Genomic DNA, 17,012 nt, shown 5'->3' on the forward strand with positions numbered 1-17,012 from the left:
TACCCACAGCGACCGCCGCTGACGCAGCCGGCGATAGCACACGCGACAGCCCGACAGCGGCGCGCTACCAGCGCCCATGCCGTGGCGGCGGGCCCGTAGGGATGAACAGACCGCTGAGGTTGTCTCCGCCCTCATCCGGCGGAGACAACCCCGGCTTCCGCGCCGTCAGGCGCAGGTCCAGCCGCCGTCCACGTAGAGTTCGCTGCCGGTGACGAAGGTCGAGTCGTCTCCGGCCAGGAACGCCACCGCGGCGGCTACTTCCTCGGGCTTGCCGAGCCGGTCCATCGGTGTATTAGCAAGCATCGCGCGATACCGGTCGGTGCCTTCATAGCGTTCGAGGAGTTGTCCGGTTTCGATGAAGCCCGGATGGATCGAGTTGACGCGGACACCTTTCGCCGCCCAGTGCAGGGCGGCGTTCTTCGTCATCGTCCGCACCGCCCCCTTGGCGGCCGCGTAGGCGAGGCTGTTACCCAATCCGCCGACGGTGCCGAGGATCGAGCAGAGATTGACGATGGAGCCGCCCCCACTCTGCTCGATCAGGGCTCCGGCATGTTTCATACCCAGCCACGTGCCGGTCTGGCCGACCTCGATCACCCGGTTGTAGCGGTCGAGATCTTCGTCGACCACCGAGGCCAGGCTGCCGATGGCGCCGTTGTTGACCAGGGCGTCCAACCGCCCGTACCGGTCGCGCACCGCACTCACCACGGCGCCCCATTCCTGTTCCCGGGCGATATCGAGGGTCCGGGTGAGATGGTGGTCCGGCCGGTCCAGGGTGGCGACGAGATCGGCGCATGCCGCCTCGCCGAGGTCGGTCACCACCAGCACGGCGCCTTCGGCGGCGAGGCGGCGTGCGATTTCCACACCGATACCGCCGGTCGCACCGGTCACCAGGATCACCTTGTCGATCAACCGCGACGGACCCGTAGCCATGGCAGGCCTTTCTGTTTCGAGGAGATGTATGCGGGCCGGCCGTTCACAACTTGTTCAGCACGTTGCGGCCGCCGACGAGCATGGCCACACCGACACCCGCGGTGGTCACCGCTGTCATCAGCAGCGCCATCGCCGCCACCAGCGGGTAGGAGCCGTTCTGCCACAGGTCGAACAGCAGGGTGCCCATCACCTGGGTGGTGGAGGCGCGCACCAGCAACGAGGCCGCGAATTCGTGGGTCAGCAGGATGAACATCAGGGCGACGGCGCTGAGGACGGTGGGCCGCATCAGCGGCAGCATCACCCGCAGATTGGTCACCAGTGGCGACGCGCCGCTGGTCGCCGACGCCTCACTGTAGGTGTTGCCGAGCGAAAGCATGGCGGTCATCTGCATCCGGGTCGCGTAGGGCAGCATCAGCACGATGTAGACCAGGATGATCACGGTCTGGGTCCCGTACAGGATGAGCGGCGGCTCGGTATAGGTGAGCAGGAACCCGACACCGAAGATAACTGCCGGAATACCCAAGGGCAGCGCGGTGATCAGATCGGCCAGTAATGCCATGATCTTGAACTGCCGCCCGCGGACCAAGAGGGTGGCCATCAGATAACCCAGCGGTACGCAGATCAGCACGGCGGCCAGCGAGGTCGACACACTGGTGAGCACAGAGCTCATGATGGCGCTGTCGGCGGCCAGGGCACGGAAGTTGTCCAGCGTGAGCAGATCCCAGGACAGCGACCCGGACCAGTACGGGGTCAGCGCGACGATGATCAGTCCGATCAGTGGGATGATCAGCGCGAACAGGGCGTACACCACAATGGTCACCGTGGCCCACAGCGAGCGGCCCCCGGCCGGCGCGAAGGATTTCCCGCCGTGGGTGACGAAACGGGATTGGTTGCCCAGCAGTCCTTTCTGGATCAGCACCAGCACCAACCCGAAAATCACCAGTGGTGAACCGGCGGCGGCCGCCGCGGCGAAATCCGACGGTGATTCCGAGACCCGGCGATACATCTCGGTCGTCAGCACTTTCACACCGTAGTTCTGGCCGAGCAGCAGCGGGCCCGTGAACTGGCCGAGCCCCAACAGCAGCGCGATACCGCCACCGTAGATCAGTGACGGCCGCAGCAGTGGCAGGACGACCCGGAAGAAAACTCCGACGGTCGAGGATCCGCTGATCTGCGCAGCCTCCAGATGTTCGGCGCCGATGTTCTGCATACCGGCGCTGACGAACAGGTACACGAACGAAGTGAGCCCGAATCCGGTGAGGATGATGATCCACGGCACGGTGTATACGTCGATCGGCCCGGAATCCGTGCCGCTCCACCAGGGCAGCTTCCGGAGCAGGACGTTCAGGTAGCCCGGCCCGGGCGAGAGCAGGAATGCCCAGCCCACGATGTTGGCGACCGCCGGCATCACGATCGGCAGGATCGGGATTATCCGCAGGAACCCGAAGCGTTGCGGCAGCCGGCTCGCCGCGAACGCGAGCAGCGTGCCGAGCACCATGGCGATCACCAGCGACCCCAGCGCGAGCGCGATGGTGGTCCCGATGGTTTCGCCGATATCGAAACGGGTGTACTGCGCCCGGTAGCCGCGGGCACCGTCTTCGAAGGCCAGCGACTGCAACCGAATCATCGGCAGCACCACCAGATATGCCAGCACGGCGAGCAGGGCGAAATACCCGAGCCGGGTCCGCCATTGCGCCGGTAAGGCGAACGAGCGGTTCACGGCGGTGGTGACGGTGGCCATCAGGCGTGCCCTCCCGCACTCACGGCGACGGGTTCCGGCGCGGCGGCGGGCTCGTCTCCCGGCATCGCGAAAACACGCAGGCTCGCCGGGGAGAAGCTCACGACCAGCCGTGCGCCCGGGCGGCTGCCCCGCAGGGCCGCACTGTGCCGGGCGGCGGGCGCCCGCAGGATCAGTTGTTCACCACCGGTTTCGACGGTGACATCGAAGTACCGGCCACCGTATTCGTAGGTCACCAGTTCGGCGTGCAGGGCGAGATTGCCGGGCGGCACCTCCTCGGCACCGGTGTGCAACAGCACATCGTCTGGACGCAACCGGGCGACGGCGGTGGTGTGCCGATCGGCGGAATCGCGGACCACGGCATGGGTGAGGTCGATCGGGTCGCCGGCCGAGGTTTCCCAGCCGTCGTGTCCGCGCCGCAGCGACAACTTGTTGCTCATCCCGATGAAGGCGGCGACATAGTCCGATACCGGGTTCTCGAAGACCTGTTCGGGCGCATCGTACTGTTCGATCTTGCCGGCCTTCATGATGGCGAGCCGGTCGCCCAGGGCGAATGCCTCGGACTGGTCATGAGTGACGAATACCGCGGTGAATCCGAGCTTCTGGTGCAGCTGGTGGATCTGGGTGCGCACCTGGTCGCGGAGCCGGGCGTCGAGGTTGCTCAGCGGTTCGTCGAACAGCACCAGATCGGGCCGCGCCACCAGGCCGCGGGCGACAGCCACTCGTTGTTGCTGGCCGCCGCTGAGCTGGGACGGATACCGGTCGAGCAACTTCCCGCAATCGACCATCTCGGCAGCCGCCTCCACCGCCCCCTCGGCGAGGGCTTCCTTCATCTTCCGGACCTTCAACGGGTAGCGGATATTGTTGCGGACGGTCATATGCGGCCACAGCGCGTAGGACTGGAACACCATCCCGATATTGCGTTTGTGAGCGGGCGTGTTCAGCCGCGCCTCGGCGTCGAAAACGGGCCGGTCCTTGAAAGCGATCGCGCCGCCCTGGGGTGTTTCCAACCCGGCCAGGCAGCGTAGCGTCGTAGTTTTCCCGCACCCGCTCGGACCGAGCAGCACCAGGAATTCGCCCTCCTCGATGGTGAGGTCGAGTTGATCGACGACAACGTTGTTGCCATAGGTCTTGGTCAGGCCGGAAACGGTGAATTGCGACGTCATCTCATGCCTTCTGGGTCGATAGTTTCGGAGTGCGGACGCCGGCGGCGGTTCCGCCGTCGACGAGAAGATCGGTTCCGGTGACATAACTGCTCTCGGCGCCGGCCAGAAAGGCGATCACCGCGGCCACTTCGGCGGGGTCGCCTCGGCGCTGCATCGGAATACTGCGGATATATGCCGCTACATCGTCGGCGGCGAAGCCGGGGGCCGCGGTGATCTCGGTCGTGATACTGCCGGGGCATACCGAATTCACCCGGATGCCCTGTTCGGCCAATTCCAGTGCGGCGACCTTGGTCAGCGCGCGGACACCGAATTTGGCGGCGCCGTACGCGCCGAGTTCGGCGGTGGCGAGCACACCGCGTAGCGAGGAGATATTCACGACCGAGCCGCCCCCGGTCATCGCCGCGGCCGCGGTGCGCAATCCGAGGAATGTCGCGACCAGATGCTGGTCGATCATCCGGCGGAACTCGTCGAGCGTGGTCTGCGTCAGCGTCGCTTTCATCGCAGTTCCGGCACTGTTGACGAGCACATTCATCTCGTGCCCGGACTGTTGCATCGCGCCGGCCACCGCGTCCCATGCGGCCTCGTCGGTGACGTCGAGGTGACGGTAGTGGGCGCGTGGGCCCAGCGCCCGCGCGCGTTCCCGGCCGGCGATATCGTCGATATCGGTGAGGTAGACCGTCGCGCCCTTCGCGACGAACAGTTCGGCGGTTGCCCCGCCTATCCCGCCGGATGCTCCGGTCACCAGTACGTGGGTGCCGTGCCAGGGCTCGGCCGTATCGTCCATGCCTATCCTTCGTCGATGTATCGGGAACGCCGGAGCCGGATCAGCTCTGGAATCGCCGGGCCCATTCCTGGGAGTACTGCGCGACCTTGTCCGGTGTCAGATCACGGGTGTCGGGTGCGGCGATATCCTGTGCCTGCACAACGGAGCCCGGGATATCGGGCAACGCTGCGGCATAGCCTTCGTTGAGCGCGGTCTGTCCCTCGCGAGTGGCCAGGAAGTCAACCAGAAGCTGGGCGGCGTTCGGATGTGGCGCGACGCTCAGCACATGGCTGTACCAGGGTGTGCCCCACGGTTGCGGCGGAAGAGCCCAGTCGACCGGAGCGCCCGCGGCCACTTCGGTCACCAGCGGCTGCACCGACGGAGTCACCATGATCTCGCCCGAGGCGAGGGCCTGTGCGATACCGAGTGCACTCGGATATATCCGGGGTTTCAGCTCGGCCATCCGCTCCCAGAAGTCGGCGCCGTAGGTATCGGCGTAATACCGGTAGAGATCGACGTACGACGCGATGCCGGTGGGATTGACGATGCCGATCTTGCCGGTGTATTTCGGGTCGAGAATGTCACGTGGCGAAGTCAGGCCGGAAGGCACTGCGTCGGTGTTCCAGCCCAGGGCGAACACGGCCGCGCTGCTGAGCGCGAATCGGTTCTCCAGCACGCCGGCCTCCGGCCGATATTCCGGTGCCCGCAGGTTCGGCCCGATCAGTTCGGTCGAATAGCTGCCCGATTGGGCGGCATTGGTGATCCATGTGGCGTCGGTGAGCATATGGACGTCCGCGGTACCGCGCCCGGTCCGGTTCTCCGTTTCCACGCGGGGATTGATATCGGCGTCGGTACCCCGGACGAATTCGAGATCGATGCGGGGATACGCCGTTTCGAAGGCCTTTTCGAGCCGTTCGAGATTGGCCGGTTTCTGGCTCGAGTAGAGCAGCACGCTGCCTTCGTTCTCGGCGGCGCCGATCACTTCGTCCCATGTTCCCGATACCGGAGCCGTGGTTCCGGGACTCGCGCCACAGGCAGTGAGTACGGAGGTGACAGCGAGGACCGCGACGGCCGCCGTGGCCTGGAACAGCAACTTCATAGTGCGAATACCCACATCCCACAGAACTGAACTGATGTCAGTTTGAAACTATGCCATACCCATTGTGGTGTCAATCACCTTGTGGCAATAATATGAAGTGAATCCAGTTCAAGGAGGAACTCTTGGTCTCCCCTCTCCTGTCGGACCCACTGCGGATAGGCGGTCTCGAGCTGCGTAACCGCCTGGTCGCGACCGCACACGGCTCCGGCGTGGTCAGTGCCGGAGCCGCCCGGCCCGGCGACGACGACTACTGGCGGCGCTGCGCGGCCGGAGGTGCGGCCATGGTCATCGCGGGGGGAACGGTGGTCGGATCGGACTCCGGCAACCGGACAGGAAACATCACCGACGCCTCCCTGCCCGATGCCCTCCCGGGCCTGCACCGGCGCGCACGGGCGATCGCCGAAGGCGGCGCGATACCGGCCTGCCAGCTCGTACATCTGGGGCGTGAAACCCTCGGCGCCGAGATCTGGGAACATCCGGTCGCGCCGTCGGCCGTCCGGTCGCCGCGCGAACCGGTCCGCGCACGGGTGCTGTCGGACAGTGATATAGACCGGGTGATCGCCGATTTCGTCCGCAGTTCCCGCCACGCTGCCGAAGCGGGTTTCGCCGCAGTGGAACTGCACGCCGCCCACGGATACCTGCTGGCCCAGTTCCTGTCTCCGGCCACGAACACCCGGGCAGATGCCACTACCGCCACCGAGCGGGCCACGATCCTGCACCGGCTGCACACCGAAATCACGCAAGCCTGCCCCGGCCTCGTCGTCGGAGTACGGATTTCGCTGGATGGTGCAGAGGAAGCGGGATTGGACGCCGACGGCCTGTGCGAACTGCTGCCACTACTGGACATGTTCGCCTACCTCGACATCACGGCCGGCGTACGCACCACCTACGTCCGCGATATGGCCACCACCGAACCGCCGCTGCTCCCGCTACTGGACCGGCTGCGCGCGGCGACCACCCGCCCGTTACTGGTATCCCAGGCGTTCCGGTCGCGAGCGGAGATCGAAGGCGCCCTCGCCGCCGGCGCGGACCTGGTCGGGATGGCACGGCCCTTCGTTGCCGACCCGGAGATCGCGGTGAAACTCCTACGGGGTGAGGATTCCACGATACGGCCCTGTGTGTCCTGTAACGAAGATTGCCGTTCGTTCACCCCGGTATTGCTGTGCACGGTGAACCCGGTCTTGGCGCCGCCCGGTCACTCGGCACGCCCGGCGCAGCCCTTACGTTTCGGCCGGCCGCGTTACCGAACGGGCCGCGTCGCGGTGGTCGGCTCCGGACCGGCAGGTCTGGAAGCCGCCCTCCGGCTGGCTCCGGCGTCCGACGTCACCCTCTTCGACGTACAGCCGCGGGTCGGGGGCCAGTTGCGCACCGCCGCGCAGGCACCGAACCGGACGGGCTGGTCGGCGCTGTTGCGCTACTACCAGGACAACCTCGACGGTGTCCGGAAAGAACTCGGGCACCGGGTATCTCCGGCGGATCTCGCCGATTTCGACGAGATCGTCGTAGCGACCGGCGCCACCGAATCCGAAACCGCCCGCGCCGTGACGACCACCTCGGTCCTGACCGATCCGCGGCAGATCCGGCCCGGTAACCACGTGGTGGTGGTCGACGACGGATTCGGCTACTGGCCTGCCCTCGGCGCCGTGGAAGCGGCGCTGACCCGAGGTGCCGGCCGGGTCACCGTGCTCGTCCCCGGCCCGGCGATCGCGGCAGGGGTACCGGCGGAAAGCCGGGTGCAGTTGCTGCGCCGGCTGGCGGGCCGCCCAGTGGATTTCGTCGTCCAGGCCGCGCAGGTCGAGGTGCACGACGATGGACCGGACACCGTCGTGGGCTACCGCAACGCGTTCTCGGGGGAGTTGCGTGAGCTGGCCTGCGATCGGGTGGTGGTCGCGGGGGAACGGATCGCCACCGACTGGCGGCCCTTCCCGGAGCTACTGACGCAGGCGAGGGTGCAGGTCATCGGCGATGCCCTCGTCCCCCGGCGGGTCTCCCACGCCGTCGCCGAAGGTTACGCGGCCGCGGAAACGATTCTCGGCAGCACGCGAGTGCCCGCACAGGCCGGGTGACCGGCGCCCCACAGAACTGCGCCGGCCACCGGCGTGATCGGCGGGCGGGCCCGGATGAGGCGCGGACCGTTCGCCACGGACAAGGAGAGGTGAGTATGCGGAAACCCCTTCGGAAAAGGGTTCTGGGGACGGTAGCGGTGCTGGGGGCGATCACCCTGACTCTCGCCGGATGCGGTGGTCCCACCGCGGTGTCCCGGCCGGTCTCCGGATCGTGGGACGAACTGGTGGCGGCGGCGAACGAAGAAGGCTCCGTCACGCTCTACTCGACGCAGGCCCAACCCGTGCTCGCGGACCTCGAGCGAGCCTTCGAAAAGGCTTATCCCCGTATCGATCTGACCGTGGTCCGGGGCATCGACTCCGACCTGCTCTTCCGCGTCGATATCGAAGCCCGCACGGGCAAGGGGGCGGGGGATGTCGCGGTGATCACCGATACGGCCTGGATGCAGGCGGCCGCAGACACGGACAAGGCGGTGGAGGTCATCGGTCCCGCGTTCGACGCGCCCGAGTACCGGCGCGCCGACAGCATCGTCGACGGGAGGTTCTTCCTCGAGGGCGCCGTGGTCCTCGGCTTCGGCTGGAACACCGCCGCATACCCCAAAGGCATCCGGACGGCACAGGATCTGCTCGACCCGGCACTGAAAGGCAGGGTCGGAATCGTCACCCCGGCGACCTCGCCGACCTACATCGACTATTACGACCATATCGAGGAGAACTACGGCGGCCGCGAATTCCTCGACCGGCTCGCGCAGAACGCGCCACGTATCTACCCGAGCTCCCAACCACTCGGGCAGGCACTGGCCTCCGGCGAGATCGTGGCCGCGCTGATGTGCAACCCGATGCTGCCGGAACAGGCGGCGGGCGCACCCGTCGGCTGGACCGCCGGACCGGCGGTATGGGGGGCACGCTGGTACGGCCTGGCGCTGGGCTCGGCCCCCACCCCAACGCGGCCCAGGTACTCGCGGACTTCATGGTGAGCCGGTCCGGCCAGCAGGCGACGTCCCCCGGATACGGATCTGTCCTGCCGGACATCGAGGGCGCCCTGGCGGTGGCGCAGGACATTCCCGACCAGAACCTCGAGGTGACCGTCGGCGAAGGCGCCGAAAAGTACCGCAACGACTGGGAAAACATCTTCCAGTGAGCACCGATTCCATCACCACACACGAGGAGACGACCGTGCCGGACCAGCAGTTCGACGGGAAGGTGGCGCTCGTTACCGGCGCCGGATCGGGGATCGGTGCCGCCACCGCGCGGCTGCTCGCGCGGCGGGGAGCGACAGCAGTGCACCTCTGCGATATCGACCGGCGGGCGGTTGCCGCGGTGGCGGCCGATATCGCGGGCGGCGTCCCGGTCGAACTGGATGTGGCCGATTCGGCTCAGGTCGATCAGGTCTTCGCCGCGGCGCTGACCGAGCACGGCCGGGTCGATATCGTGGTCCACCCGGCCGGTGTCGACGATCCGCGCAGCAAACAGCGCATCTACGAGGCCGCCGCACAGAACCGGCCGCCGGAGGTCATCACCCACCTCGAGGACACCGACTGGCGGCGCATCCTCTCGATCAATCTGGACGGCACCTTCCACGTCCTGCGCGCCGCGGTCCGCGCCATGCAGGATTCCGGCGGCGGAGCGATCGTCACCGTGGGTTCGTCGGCGGCGTTCGACACCCTGGCCGGCTATCCGCACTATGCGGCGTCCAAGGCGGGTGTGCACGCGCTCAGTCAGTCGGTGGCGAAAGAGGTGGCGCATCTCGGGATCCGGGTGAACACCGTCGCCCCGGGTCCGGTCGATACGGGGATGGCCCGGCGCACACCACCGCATCTGCGCGCTGCCATGTCCGAAGGCACCGCCCGCGGATACGCCACCGCCGAAGAACTGGCCGACAACATCCTGTATCTCGCCGCACCGTCCGCCGCCAATGTCGTGGGCGCGGTGCTGTTGAGCAACGGCGGCCGGTTCACGGCCTGAACCACCGGATCAGCAACAAGGGAGTACGAATGCAGAGGATCGAAACCGATGTCCTGGTGATCGGCGCGGGGATGGCCGGCCTCACCGCCGCGGCCCGCTCGCTCGACCGCGGCGCTTCGGTCGTCGTGGTCGAAAAGGCCGATGCCGTCGGGGGGTCGGCGCGCTTTGCCGGATATGCCTGGACCGCACCCGACCGGGCGGTGATGGACGAGGCCAACCCGAAGGGCGATCCGGCGCTGCGCCACGCACTCGTGGACGGATTCGCCGACGGTATCGCGTGGATCCGGGCGCTCGGCGTGCACTGCGCCGATGCGGTACCGATCCTGCGCTACGGCCGCGGCCACCACTTCGACACCAACCAGTACCTCGACGAATGCCGGCGTCGGGTAAGCGCCGGGGGGCAGCTGTTCACCGGCACGGATACTCTGGCTCTGCACACCGCAGACGGTGCGGTAACCGGCGCCCGAGTACACAGGCCGGATGGCACCGAAATCGAGATACACAGTGCCGCAGTGATTCTGGCTACGGGTGGCTTCCAGGCCGACAGCACGCTCGTCGCCGAGCACATTCATCCCCGCGCCGCCGGAATGCAGGTGCGGGCCAACCAGGTGAGCGCGGGAGCCGGTCTGCGCCTGGCCGAAAGCGTGGGCGCCGCGACCGGGAATACGCGCTCCGGTTTCTACGGGCATCTGGTGCCGGCGCAGGTACCGTTCCGCGATCCCGCCGATTTCGTGGCATTGTCGCTGTATTACAGCGAGCATGCACTGCTGTTCAACCTCGGCAACCGGCGCTTCACCGACGAGACCCAGGGTGATCACCTCACCGCGATGCACCTGCTCGACCAGCCGGAATCCCGCGGTTTGCTCGTCGCCGACGAACGCGTCTACCGGGAATGGGTCCTCGGCAGCTATGTCGAGGGGGCGATCGCGGTGGACAAGTTCGAGCTCACCCAGCGCCGCGGTGGCCGCTGCGGTATTGCGGAGACCCTGGAGGATTTCGCCTATCTGCCGCCGGAGTGGGGATACGACGGGGCGGCCGTCGCCGAGCAGATCAGGCAGGTCAATGCCGCCGGTGCCGCGGTCCGGCCCACTCGGACCCACGACGACCAGCCCCTGGACAAGGGCCCGTACTACCTCATCGAAACGTGCCCCGCGCTGACCTTCCCGTTCCACGGCATCCGCATCGACGCCACCGCACGTGTCCTGTCCGCGACCGGCGGCACGATTGCCGGGCTTTTCGCCGCGGGTTCCGATACCGGGGGTCTCTACGACTACGCCTATGCCGGTGGGATCGCGCCCGCGCTCGTCTTCGGTCTGGCGGCCGCCGATACCGCGACCGGGGACCGGCCGGCCGATTCTCACGTGCCCGCGGCGAACATCGGGTAGGCCCGACTGCGCTGGGCCGCCGATGAGGGGCGGCCCAGCGCAGGCACGGCGCCGATCGACTACCCCGGCAACACGTGGGCCCCCGTCGGCCGCCGCGCGGAAACGGGCTCGATGGCCCGTTCCCGGCCGCCGCCGCACTATTCTGCTCGGATGACGGAATCTCCCCGGTCACCCGGCCGCACCGGTGAACTCGATATCGCGGCCGAAATAGAGCGGGTCCACGATCTGCTGGCGACCTGGCTGGGTTCGGCCGCTTCACCGCGCGTCCTCGACAGGTTCGCCGCCGCACACGACGAGGACTTCTCGATGGTCACCGCCGAGGGCACGGTGGTGTGCAAACGCGACCTGCTGTCCGGTCTGCACCGAGCGCGCAACAGCCGGCCCGGTCTGGTGATCGAGGTCTCCGAGGTCGAAACGCTGCGCTCGGACGGCGATACCACCGTGGCCCGTTTCGTCGAATGCCAGCGCGACACTACCGGGCAGGACCACAGGCGAACCACGGCGGTATTGCGCGTCGATCCGGACCTGTCCTACCGCTGGATCACGGTCCAGGAGACAGCGGTCACCGCACCGGATTAGCTTCCCTTGCGGACAGGCCCGAAGCCCCGTCGCATATCGAGCCGGATGTCGGCGGCCGGGAATTCCCGCCACGCGGTTTCTCGCATCCGCTGTCGGAGCCGGCCCAGGGTCCGCTTCGCGCACCCGGATCCCACAGCCGAACCTGAACCATTGTGCGGATAGCCGGTGACGCGCGACCCCCTCGAAGTCTCGATAATCGAGGGAGCAGCGGAATGGACGATTCCCACACCCTGGTCACGACAAGAACCATCGGCGCACCCCGCGTAGTGCCACCGACACGACTCGTGTACACCACCCTCGGTTCCGAGCAGTTCGGCTCGGCCGCTTTCCAGTCCGTTGTCGATCTCGAAGAGCTCGGCGACCGAACACGAGTGACCCTGCGGTCACGGTTTTCTTCCGCAGAGGACAAACGCAAACATGTAGAGGATTCCCTTGGGATCGAAGGCTCCCGGCAGCTCCTGCAACGTCTGGAGGAACAGGCCGTAACCGACTGACCTCGACCCCGCGCGGTCGCGCATCGGACGCAGCTCACGAGCGCCCGACCGCGACCGCGCGGCCCGGGCCCGTTCTGCTGTCAGGCGCGCGCGGCCACTCCGCGCCGGGCCGCCCACACCGTGACGGTGAAGAGCAGGACACCCAGCAAGGCGAGACCGGCGCCGACCACCGCGGGTGCCGTATAGCCGTAGCCTGCGGCGATCACCAGCCCGCCGAGCCAGGCGCCGGCCGCGTTCGCGATGTTCAGGGCGGCGTGGTTGAGCGCGGCCGCCAAGGTCTGAGCGTCGGCGGCCACGTCCATGAGCCGGGTCTGCAATCCGGGCGCCAGGGCGGCTCCCGCCGCCCCGACCAGCAGGGCGCCGATCCCGGCGGTGACCGGATTGTGCGCGGCGGCGACGAACACCGTCAGGATCACCGTCATAGCGCCCATGGCCAGGAAGATCGACCGGTCCACGCCGCGATCGGCGAGGACACCGCCGACGATATTGCCCAGCACCATGCCGACCCCGAACAGCATCAGCACCACCGGCACCAGCCCGGTGCTCAGGCCCGCCACATCGGTGAGGGTCGTGCTCACATACGTGTAGACCGCGAACATGCCGCCGAACCCGATCGCGCCCACAGCCAGCGTGAGCAGCACCTGAGATCGGCGCAGCGCACCCAGTTCGGTGAGCGGGTTGGTGATCGCGATCCCGGTCAGTGCGGGCACGTACCGCACCAGGGCCACGACGGTGGCCACTCCGATCATCCCGACCAGAACGAACGCACTGCGCCAGCCGAGATGCTGGCCCAGCCAGGTCGCGGCGGGGACACCTACGACATTGGCGGTGCTCAGCCCGAGCATGACCGCCGCTACCGCTTTCGCACGCTGCCCCACCGGCGCCAGCGTCGCCGCGGCCAGCGAGGCGACCCCGAAATAGGCGCCGTGCGGCAGGCCGGCCACGAAACGTGCGCCGACCAGGGTCGCGAAGTTCGGCGCGAAAGCCGACGCCAGGTTGCCGGCCGTGAACGCCACCATGAGCACCACCAGGAGACGTTTGCGCGCCACCGATGCACACGCCGCCGCGATCACCGGCGCACCGACCACCACTCCGAGCGCATAAGCGGAGACGGCATGCCCGGCGGTGGGCTCGGACACCGCGAAAGCATCCGCTATATCGGGCAGCAGCCCCATCGTCACGAATTCGGTGGTGCCGATCCCGAAGCCGCCCAGCGCCAGCGCCAGCATTGCCGGGATATGCCAGCTGGTGCGAGCAGTGGGTCCCGGAGTCGTGGCCGTGCCGGTAGCGGTAGAAGTCACGCTTCCGTGCAACAGGCGGTCCGGGGACAGGTTTCCTCATCCGGGCTGTGAGTTCACCCACCGGGGGGCACCGGTCCGCCCGGCCGGTCGCCGGCTCGCCGAGTTACTGCCCGGGTGCGAGAGGTTTGCGCGGCTCGGCAACACCACGACCGCTGCTGATCACGGGGCCCTCGCGGACCACGAGACCGGGTCTCAGCACTCGGCGCTCGGTGTCCGCCGGGCCGATGGCGTGCGCCGGCTCCATGACCCCCGACAAAGTGCGCAGTTCATGGTTACAGCCCCTGTTCCGGCGCAGACGAGCGGCCTCCGCAGGTGCTCAGCAGCCCCGGTACGCGGCGGCGGCTCCGGCCCGGCCGGCCTGGCACCCTGCTCGGCATCCGGGACGATACGATTCCCCGTGGTCTGCGAGGTATCCGGGACTGTCGGCTCCGATGCCGGGCGGCGAAGATTCCGGGCGCCGCCGACCGCCCGAAGCGCGTACGCCACAGATGAGGACGGCGGATGAACGACCCACAGGTCCGGGATCGGACCCTCGACGGGCTCCGTGGCGCGGTCCCGATCCGGGAGTACCTGCCCGCGGCCCCCGATCCGGCGGCCGACCCGCTGTTGTGGATCCACGGGGGTGCGTTCGTTTCCGGCGGGCTCGATCAGCACGAATCCCATGCGGTGGCGTTACGAGTGGCCGCGGCCGGGCGGCGGGTACGCACCGTCGACTATGCGCTGGTGCCGCGGTTCCGGCTCTGGGGTCCGCCGGTTCTGCGTCCCTCGGAGAATCGCTATCCGGCGCCGCTGGACGATGTCCTCACCGCCGCCACCGACCTCATGACGGGCGGACGGCGGATCGTGATCGGTGGCGCGAGCGCGGGCGGCTGCCTGGCCGCCTCGGGCGCGCTGCGATTGCGGGACCGGTCCGCGGAGGTTCCGGTCGGGATAATCCTCGCGTATGCGACCCTGCACGCCGAACTGCCGCCGCTACCGGATTCGGTCCGGGCGCGGGTGCGGGGCCGGCGCCGGATCGGCACCTACACGCCGCACATGATCCGGCGGATGAACCTCAACTATGCGGGATCGCCGGAATTGCTCGCGGATCCGGAGGTTTTCCCGGGCGGCGGTAAACTCACCGCCCTGCCGCCGGTACTGCTGCTCGATGCCGCCTACGACACATTGAGCGCCTCGAGTACCACCTTCGCCGGTGAACTCACCGAGGCCGGGGTGCCGGCCGAGCATCGTGTCGTCCCGGGTACGCGGCACGGTTTCCTCGACCGCCCCGATTCGCCAGGGTTCCGGGCCGGTATCGATTCGATCCTCGATTGGCTCGGCCGGACCGCGCGCAACGGTTGACCGCTATACCAGGAACGCGGCGAGAGTTGAGGGACCTGTGCCCGGTCGGCCGGGCACAGGGCACCACGGCTGTGCCCGGCACTAACCGAACTCAGCGCGCGGTGACCGGTTGCCCTTCGGCCGGATGGACGCCGTATTGGCCGGTTTCCATCAGATGCGCGATATCCCGGCCGGCCGGCGTCATCGTCAACGAGGACCGGGTTTCCAGCAGCCACGCCCGGTAGCCGGGCTGGACGTTCTCTTCCGGGCCCTGGTGCAGGATGCCCTTCGGGGTCCAGGTGACCGTGCCGGGCGTATCGACCGAACCCCACGGTGAGGGGCCCATGCCGTAGCAGATGACCTCGTCGAAATCGGCGTTGTGATGTACCGGGGGCCGGGCGCTGTGGCGGCTGCCGACGCCGAAGATGTAGTCGCGGCCGGAGGTGCTGCTCATCAGCTGGGCAGGCGCCAGTCCGCCTTCGGCGACAGCGAGACCCTGCACATTCTCGATATTGAACCGGACCACGAGCGGGGCGCCGATGACATCGAGGCAGGGGATCGGGTCGACGTCGTAGTAGTAGGACGTGAACCTGTCGCCGGTGCGGACCACGACCTCGTATTCGTCGTCCACCGCGTCCCCGGGCCGGCCGTGCGGGACGGGGCGATCGAGGTGGAGATCGGGGTTGAAGGTGGCGGGGGCGCCCTCCGGGTCCAGGCGTAGCTCGCTGGTGGTGGCCACGATGAATTCGTTGATCTCTTCGGCGATTTCGCCCCAGCGGTAGGTCACGGCGCGCGGAATGAGCACGAAATCGCCGGTACGGACGTCGAGTGTGCCGACCTCGGTGTCGAGCCGGCCGCGCCCGGAGACGATGTAGTGCAGTTCGTCGGCCCACACATTGACGTAGCCGAACGACATGGCGGTGGTGCGGCGGTTCAGCTCGAGGCCGATCCCCTCCCCCTCCAGGATCGGCACCGGGAGGGCTTTCGGCTCGGCGAAAACCTGGGCCGGTAGTTCCCAGGTGTGGAAACGACGCGGTAGGTACTCGCCGCGGGCACGCAGGAACCGCGGCCGGTACTGGGCCCGGACGATGGTGGTGTTCGGACCGGCGAAACCGTTACGGGAGTAAAGCTCGATATTGGGCGCCAGGACTTCGTCCGGCATGCAGCACCTCCGAAAATCGTTGTGCCACAGATCCTAGACAAGAGACACCGTGTTCGCGCACTTTTGCGAACTCACTATTCCAGAGTTAACTGGTACCGAAAGTACACTCGCCCTGGCGAATCCGGGTCAATCCCGGAACGGCGGGACCGGCAGATCCACACCGAAGATATCCGGGGTATCGCGCAGCACACTGTCCGGGAAATTGGCCGCCCGCTTTTCCAAGAACGACGAAACACCCTCTTGCGCATCTGCGCTGGCTCCACGGCTGCGGATCCCGCGCGATTCGACCCGGTGCGCGATCATCGGATGATCGGCACCCAGCCCCCGCCACAGCATCTGCCGCGATAAACCCACCGACACCGGCGCCGAATGCTCGGTGACGCGGCGGGCCAGAGCAACTGCTTCGTCCAGCAGGCTTTCCGGCGAATACAACCCGTAGAACAACCCCGCCTCGTACGCTTCCGCCGCGTCCACGAGCCGCCCGGAATACACCCAGTCCAGCGCCTTCTGCATCGACACCAGCCGCGGCAGGAACCAGCTGGAACAGGATTCGGGGACGATACCGCGCCGGTTGAAGACGAAACCGATCCGGGCACCCTCGACCGCCAGCCGGAAATCGGCGGCAAGGGTCATGGTGATACCGACGCCCACGGCGGGCCCGTTGACGGCGGCGATAATGGGTTTACGCGATTCGAACATCCGTAGCACCACTTCCCCACCGCCGTCGCGGAAGGATTCCGGGTTCCCGTCCTCCGGCGCGACGAAGGTCTGTCCACCCGCGGAGAGGTCGGCCCCGGCGCAGAAAGCCCGGCCGGCGCCGGTGACGATGATCGCGCGGACACCGTCGTCGCGGTCGCAGGTGTCGAACGCGTCGATCAGCTCCTCGCCCATTGCGGTGGTGAACGCATTGAGCCGGGCCGGGCGGTCCAGGGTGATGGTGGCAACGGAATCGGAAACAGCGAGGCGGATATCGGCCATAGCCGACAGCATGCCACGTCTGTCCCGGACAGTGGACCCCTATGGACTGCTCCATCGGACGCCACGTTT

Annotated in this window: 16 protein-coding genes; 8 read left to right on the plus strand and 8 right to left on the minus strand. The window is 67.6% G+C overall.

Annotated elements, in window-relative coordinates:
• Positions 1–165: 165 nt before the first annotated feature.
• The 5 genes from NFL01S_RS22940 to NFL01S_RS22960 are packed head-to-tail and all read right to left on the minus strand — an operon-like array spanning position 166 to position 5,696.
• A complete protein-coding gene (locus NFL01S_RS22940) occupies positions 166–930 on the minus strand; it encodes an SDR family NAD(P)-dependent oxidoreductase (protein ID WP_062978359.1) in 765 nt (254 codons plus the stop codon).
• Positions 931–973: 43 nt separating this feature from the next.
• Positions 974–2,671, minus strand: a complete 1,698-nt coding sequence (locus tag NFL01S_RS22945) for an ABC transporter permease (protein WP_062978360.1) — start codon at positions 2,669–2,671, stop codon at positions 974–976.
• On the minus strand, positions 2,671–3,834 hold the full coding sequence (locus NFL01S_RS22950) for an ABC transporter ATP-binding protein (protein ID WP_062978361.1): 1,164 nt from the start codon (positions 3,832–3,834) through the stop codon (positions 2,671–2,673). Before NFL01S_RS22950 ends, NFL01S_RS22945 begins: the two co-directional genes overlap by 1 nt.
• Before the next feature lies 1 nt (position 3,835).
• Positions 3,836–4,618, minus strand: coding sequence for an SDR family NAD(P)-dependent oxidoreductase (locus NFL01S_RS22955; protein ID WP_062978362.1), 783 nt, complete (start codon positions 4,616–4,618; stop codon positions 3,836–3,838).
• A 40-nt stretch (positions 4,619–4,658) separates the two neighbouring features.
• Positions 4,659–5,696 carry an ABC transporter substrate-binding protein gene (locus NFL01S_RS22960; RefSeq protein WP_084493170.1) on the minus strand — a complete coding sequence of 346 codons (1,038 nt, stop codon included), beginning with the start codon at positions 5,694–5,696 and terminating at the stop codon, positions 4,659–4,661.
• A gap of 122 nt (positions 5,697–5,818) precedes the next feature.
• Between NFL01S_RS22960 and NFL01S_RS22965 the strand changes: the two genes are divergently transcribed.
• From NFL01S_RS22965 to NFL01S_RS22990, 7 genes are all read left to right on the plus strand, one after another.
• Complete coding sequence (locus NFL01S_RS22965; protein WP_062978363.1) at positions 5,819–7,762, plus strand: oxidoreductase; 1,944 nt, start codon at positions 5,819–5,821, stop codon at positions 7,760–7,762.
• 95 nt (positions 7,763–7,857) lie between these two features.
• On the plus strand, positions 7,858–8,736 hold the full coding sequence (locus NFL01S_RS22970; protein ID WP_245670836.1) for an extracellular solute-binding protein: 879 nt from the start codon (positions 7,858–7,860) through the stop codon (positions 8,734–8,736).
• The gene (locus tag NFL01S_RS37100; RefSeq protein ID WP_245670837.1) at positions 8,730–8,900 is read left to right on the plus strand and encodes a hypothetical protein; all 171 of its coding nucleotides are present in this window, start codon (positions 8,730–8,732) and stop codon (positions 8,898–8,900) included. Before NFL01S_RS22970 ends, NFL01S_RS37100 begins: the two co-directional genes overlap by 7 nt.
• Positions 8,897–9,724, plus strand: coding sequence for an SDR family NAD(P)-dependent oxidoreductase (locus NFL01S_RS22975; protein WP_245670838.1), 828 nt, complete (start codon positions 8,897–8,899; stop codon positions 9,722–9,724). The genes NFL01S_RS37100 and NFL01S_RS22975 overlap by 4 nt, the downstream gene beginning before the upstream one ends.
• Positions 9,725–9,753: 29 nt before the next feature.
• Positions 9,754–11,109 carry an FAD-dependent oxidoreductase gene (locus NFL01S_RS22980; protein ID WP_062978364.1) on the plus strand — a complete coding sequence of 452 codons (1,356 nt, stop codon included), beginning with the start codon at positions 9,754–9,756 and terminating at the stop codon, positions 11,107–11,109.
• 150 nt (positions 11,110–11,259) lie between these two features.
• Positions 11,260–11,688, plus strand: coding sequence for a hypothetical protein (locus NFL01S_RS22985; protein WP_062978365.1), 429 nt, complete (start codon positions 11,260–11,262; stop codon positions 11,686–11,688).
• Positions 11,689–11,900: 212 nt separating this feature from the next.
• On the plus strand, positions 11,901–12,182 hold the full coding sequence (locus NFL01S_RS22990) for an SRPBCC domain-containing protein (protein ID WP_062978366.1): 282 nt from the start codon (positions 11,901–11,903) through the stop codon (positions 12,180–12,182).
• A gap of 80 nt (positions 12,183–12,262) precedes the next feature.
• On the opposite strand, the gene NFL01S_RS22995 is transcribed toward NFL01S_RS22990, so the two are convergent.
• Positions 12,263–13,411: an MFS transporter gene (locus NFL01S_RS22995; RefSeq protein WP_062978367.1), complete on the minus strand. Its 1,149-nt coding sequence runs from the start codon at positions 13,409–13,411 to the stop codon at positions 12,263–12,265.
• Positions 13,412–13,984: 573 nt separating this feature from the next.
• Between NFL01S_RS22995 and NFL01S_RS23000 the strand changes: the two genes are divergently transcribed.
• The gene (locus NFL01S_RS23000; protein WP_062978368.1) at positions 13,985–14,824 is read left to right on the plus strand and encodes an alpha/beta hydrolase; all 840 of its coding nucleotides are present in this window, start codon (positions 13,985–13,987) and stop codon (positions 14,822–14,824) included.
• A gap of 91 nt (positions 14,825–14,915) precedes the next feature.
• On the opposite strand, the gene NFL01S_RS23005 is transcribed toward NFL01S_RS23000, so the two are convergent.
• Together NFL01S_RS23005 and NFL01S_RS23010 are read right to left on the minus strand one after the other, a co-directional pair.
• The gene (locus tag NFL01S_RS23005) at positions 14,916–15,965 is read right to left on the minus strand and encodes a hypothetical protein (protein ID WP_062978369.1); all 1,050 of its coding nucleotides are present in this window, start codon (positions 15,963–15,965) and stop codon (positions 14,916–14,918) included.
• 126 nt (positions 15,966–16,091) lie between these two features.
• Positions 16,092–16,943 carry a crotonase/enoyl-CoA hydratase family protein gene (locus tag NFL01S_RS23010; RefSeq protein WP_062978370.1) on the minus strand — a complete coding sequence of 284 codons (852 nt, stop codon included), beginning with the start codon at positions 16,941–16,943 and terminating at the stop codon, positions 16,092–16,094.
• Between the last annotated feature and the right edge of the window lie 69 nt (positions 16,944–17,012).

The sequence above is a fragment of the Nocardia flavorosea NBRC 108225 genome (assembly GCF_001613385.1).
Lineage (GTDB): Bacteria > Actinomycetota > Actinomycetes > Mycobacteriales > Mycobacteriaceae > Nocardia > Nocardia flavorosea.

Excerpts from the sequence above, each read along its gene's own strand:
- NFL01S_RS23005 (WP_062978369.1), bottom strand. The coding sequence starts at position 15,965 with ATGCCGGACGAAGTCCTGGCGCCCAATATCGAGCTTTACTCCCGTAAC.
- NFL01S_RS22950 (WP_062978361.1), bottom strand. The coding sequence starts at position 3,834 with ATGACGTCGCAATTCACCGTTTCCGGCCTGACCAAGACCTATGGCAAC.
- NFL01S_RS22955 (WP_062978362.1), bottom strand. The coding sequence starts at position 4,618 with ATGGACGATACGGCCGAGCCCTGGCACGGCACCCACGTACTGGTGACC.
- NFL01S_RS37100 (WP_245670837.1), top strand. The coding sequence starts at position 8,730 with ATGGTGAGCCGGTCCGGCCAGCAGGCGACGTCCCCCGGATACGGATCT.
- NFL01S_RS22980 (WP_062978364.1), top strand. The coding sequence starts at position 9,754 with ATGCAGAGGATCGAAACCGATGTCCTGGTGATCGGCGCGGGGATGGCC.
- NFL01S_RS22940 (WP_062978359.1), bottom strand. The coding sequence starts at position 930 with ATGGCTACGGGTCCGTCGCGGTTGATCGACAAGGTGATCCTGGTGACC.
- NFL01S_RS23010 (WP_062978370.1), bottom strand. The coding sequence starts at position 16,943 with ATGGCCGATATCCGCCTCGCTGTTTCCGATTCCGTTGCCACCATCACC.
- NFL01S_RS22945 (WP_062978360.1), bottom strand. The coding sequence starts at position 2,671 with ATGGCCACCGTCACCACCGCCGTGAACCGCTCGTTCGCCTTACCGGCG.
- NFL01S_RS23000 (WP_062978368.1), top strand. The coding sequence starts at position 13,985 with ATGAACGACCCACAGGTCCGGGATCGGACCCTCGACGGGCTCCGTGGC.
- NFL01S_RS22990 (WP_062978366.1), top strand. The coding sequence starts at position 11,901 with ATGGACGATTCCCACACCCTGGTCACGACAAGAACCATCGGCGCACCC.
- NFL01S_RS22960 (WP_084493170.1), bottom strand. The coding sequence starts at position 5,696 with ATGAAGTTGCTGTTCCAGGCCACGGCGGCCGTCGCGGTCCTCGCTGTC.
- NFL01S_RS22970 (WP_245670836.1), top strand. The coding sequence starts at position 7,858 with ATGCGGAAACCCCTTCGGAAAAGGGTTCTGGGGACGGTAGCGGTGCTG.
- NFL01S_RS22995 (WP_062978367.1), bottom strand. The coding sequence starts at position 13,411 with ATGCTGGCGCTGGCGCTGGGCGGCTTCGGGATCGGCACCACCGAATTC.
- NFL01S_RS22985 (WP_062978365.1), top strand. The coding sequence starts at position 11,260 with ATGACGGAATCTCCCCGGTCACCCGGCCGCACCGGTGAACTCGATATC.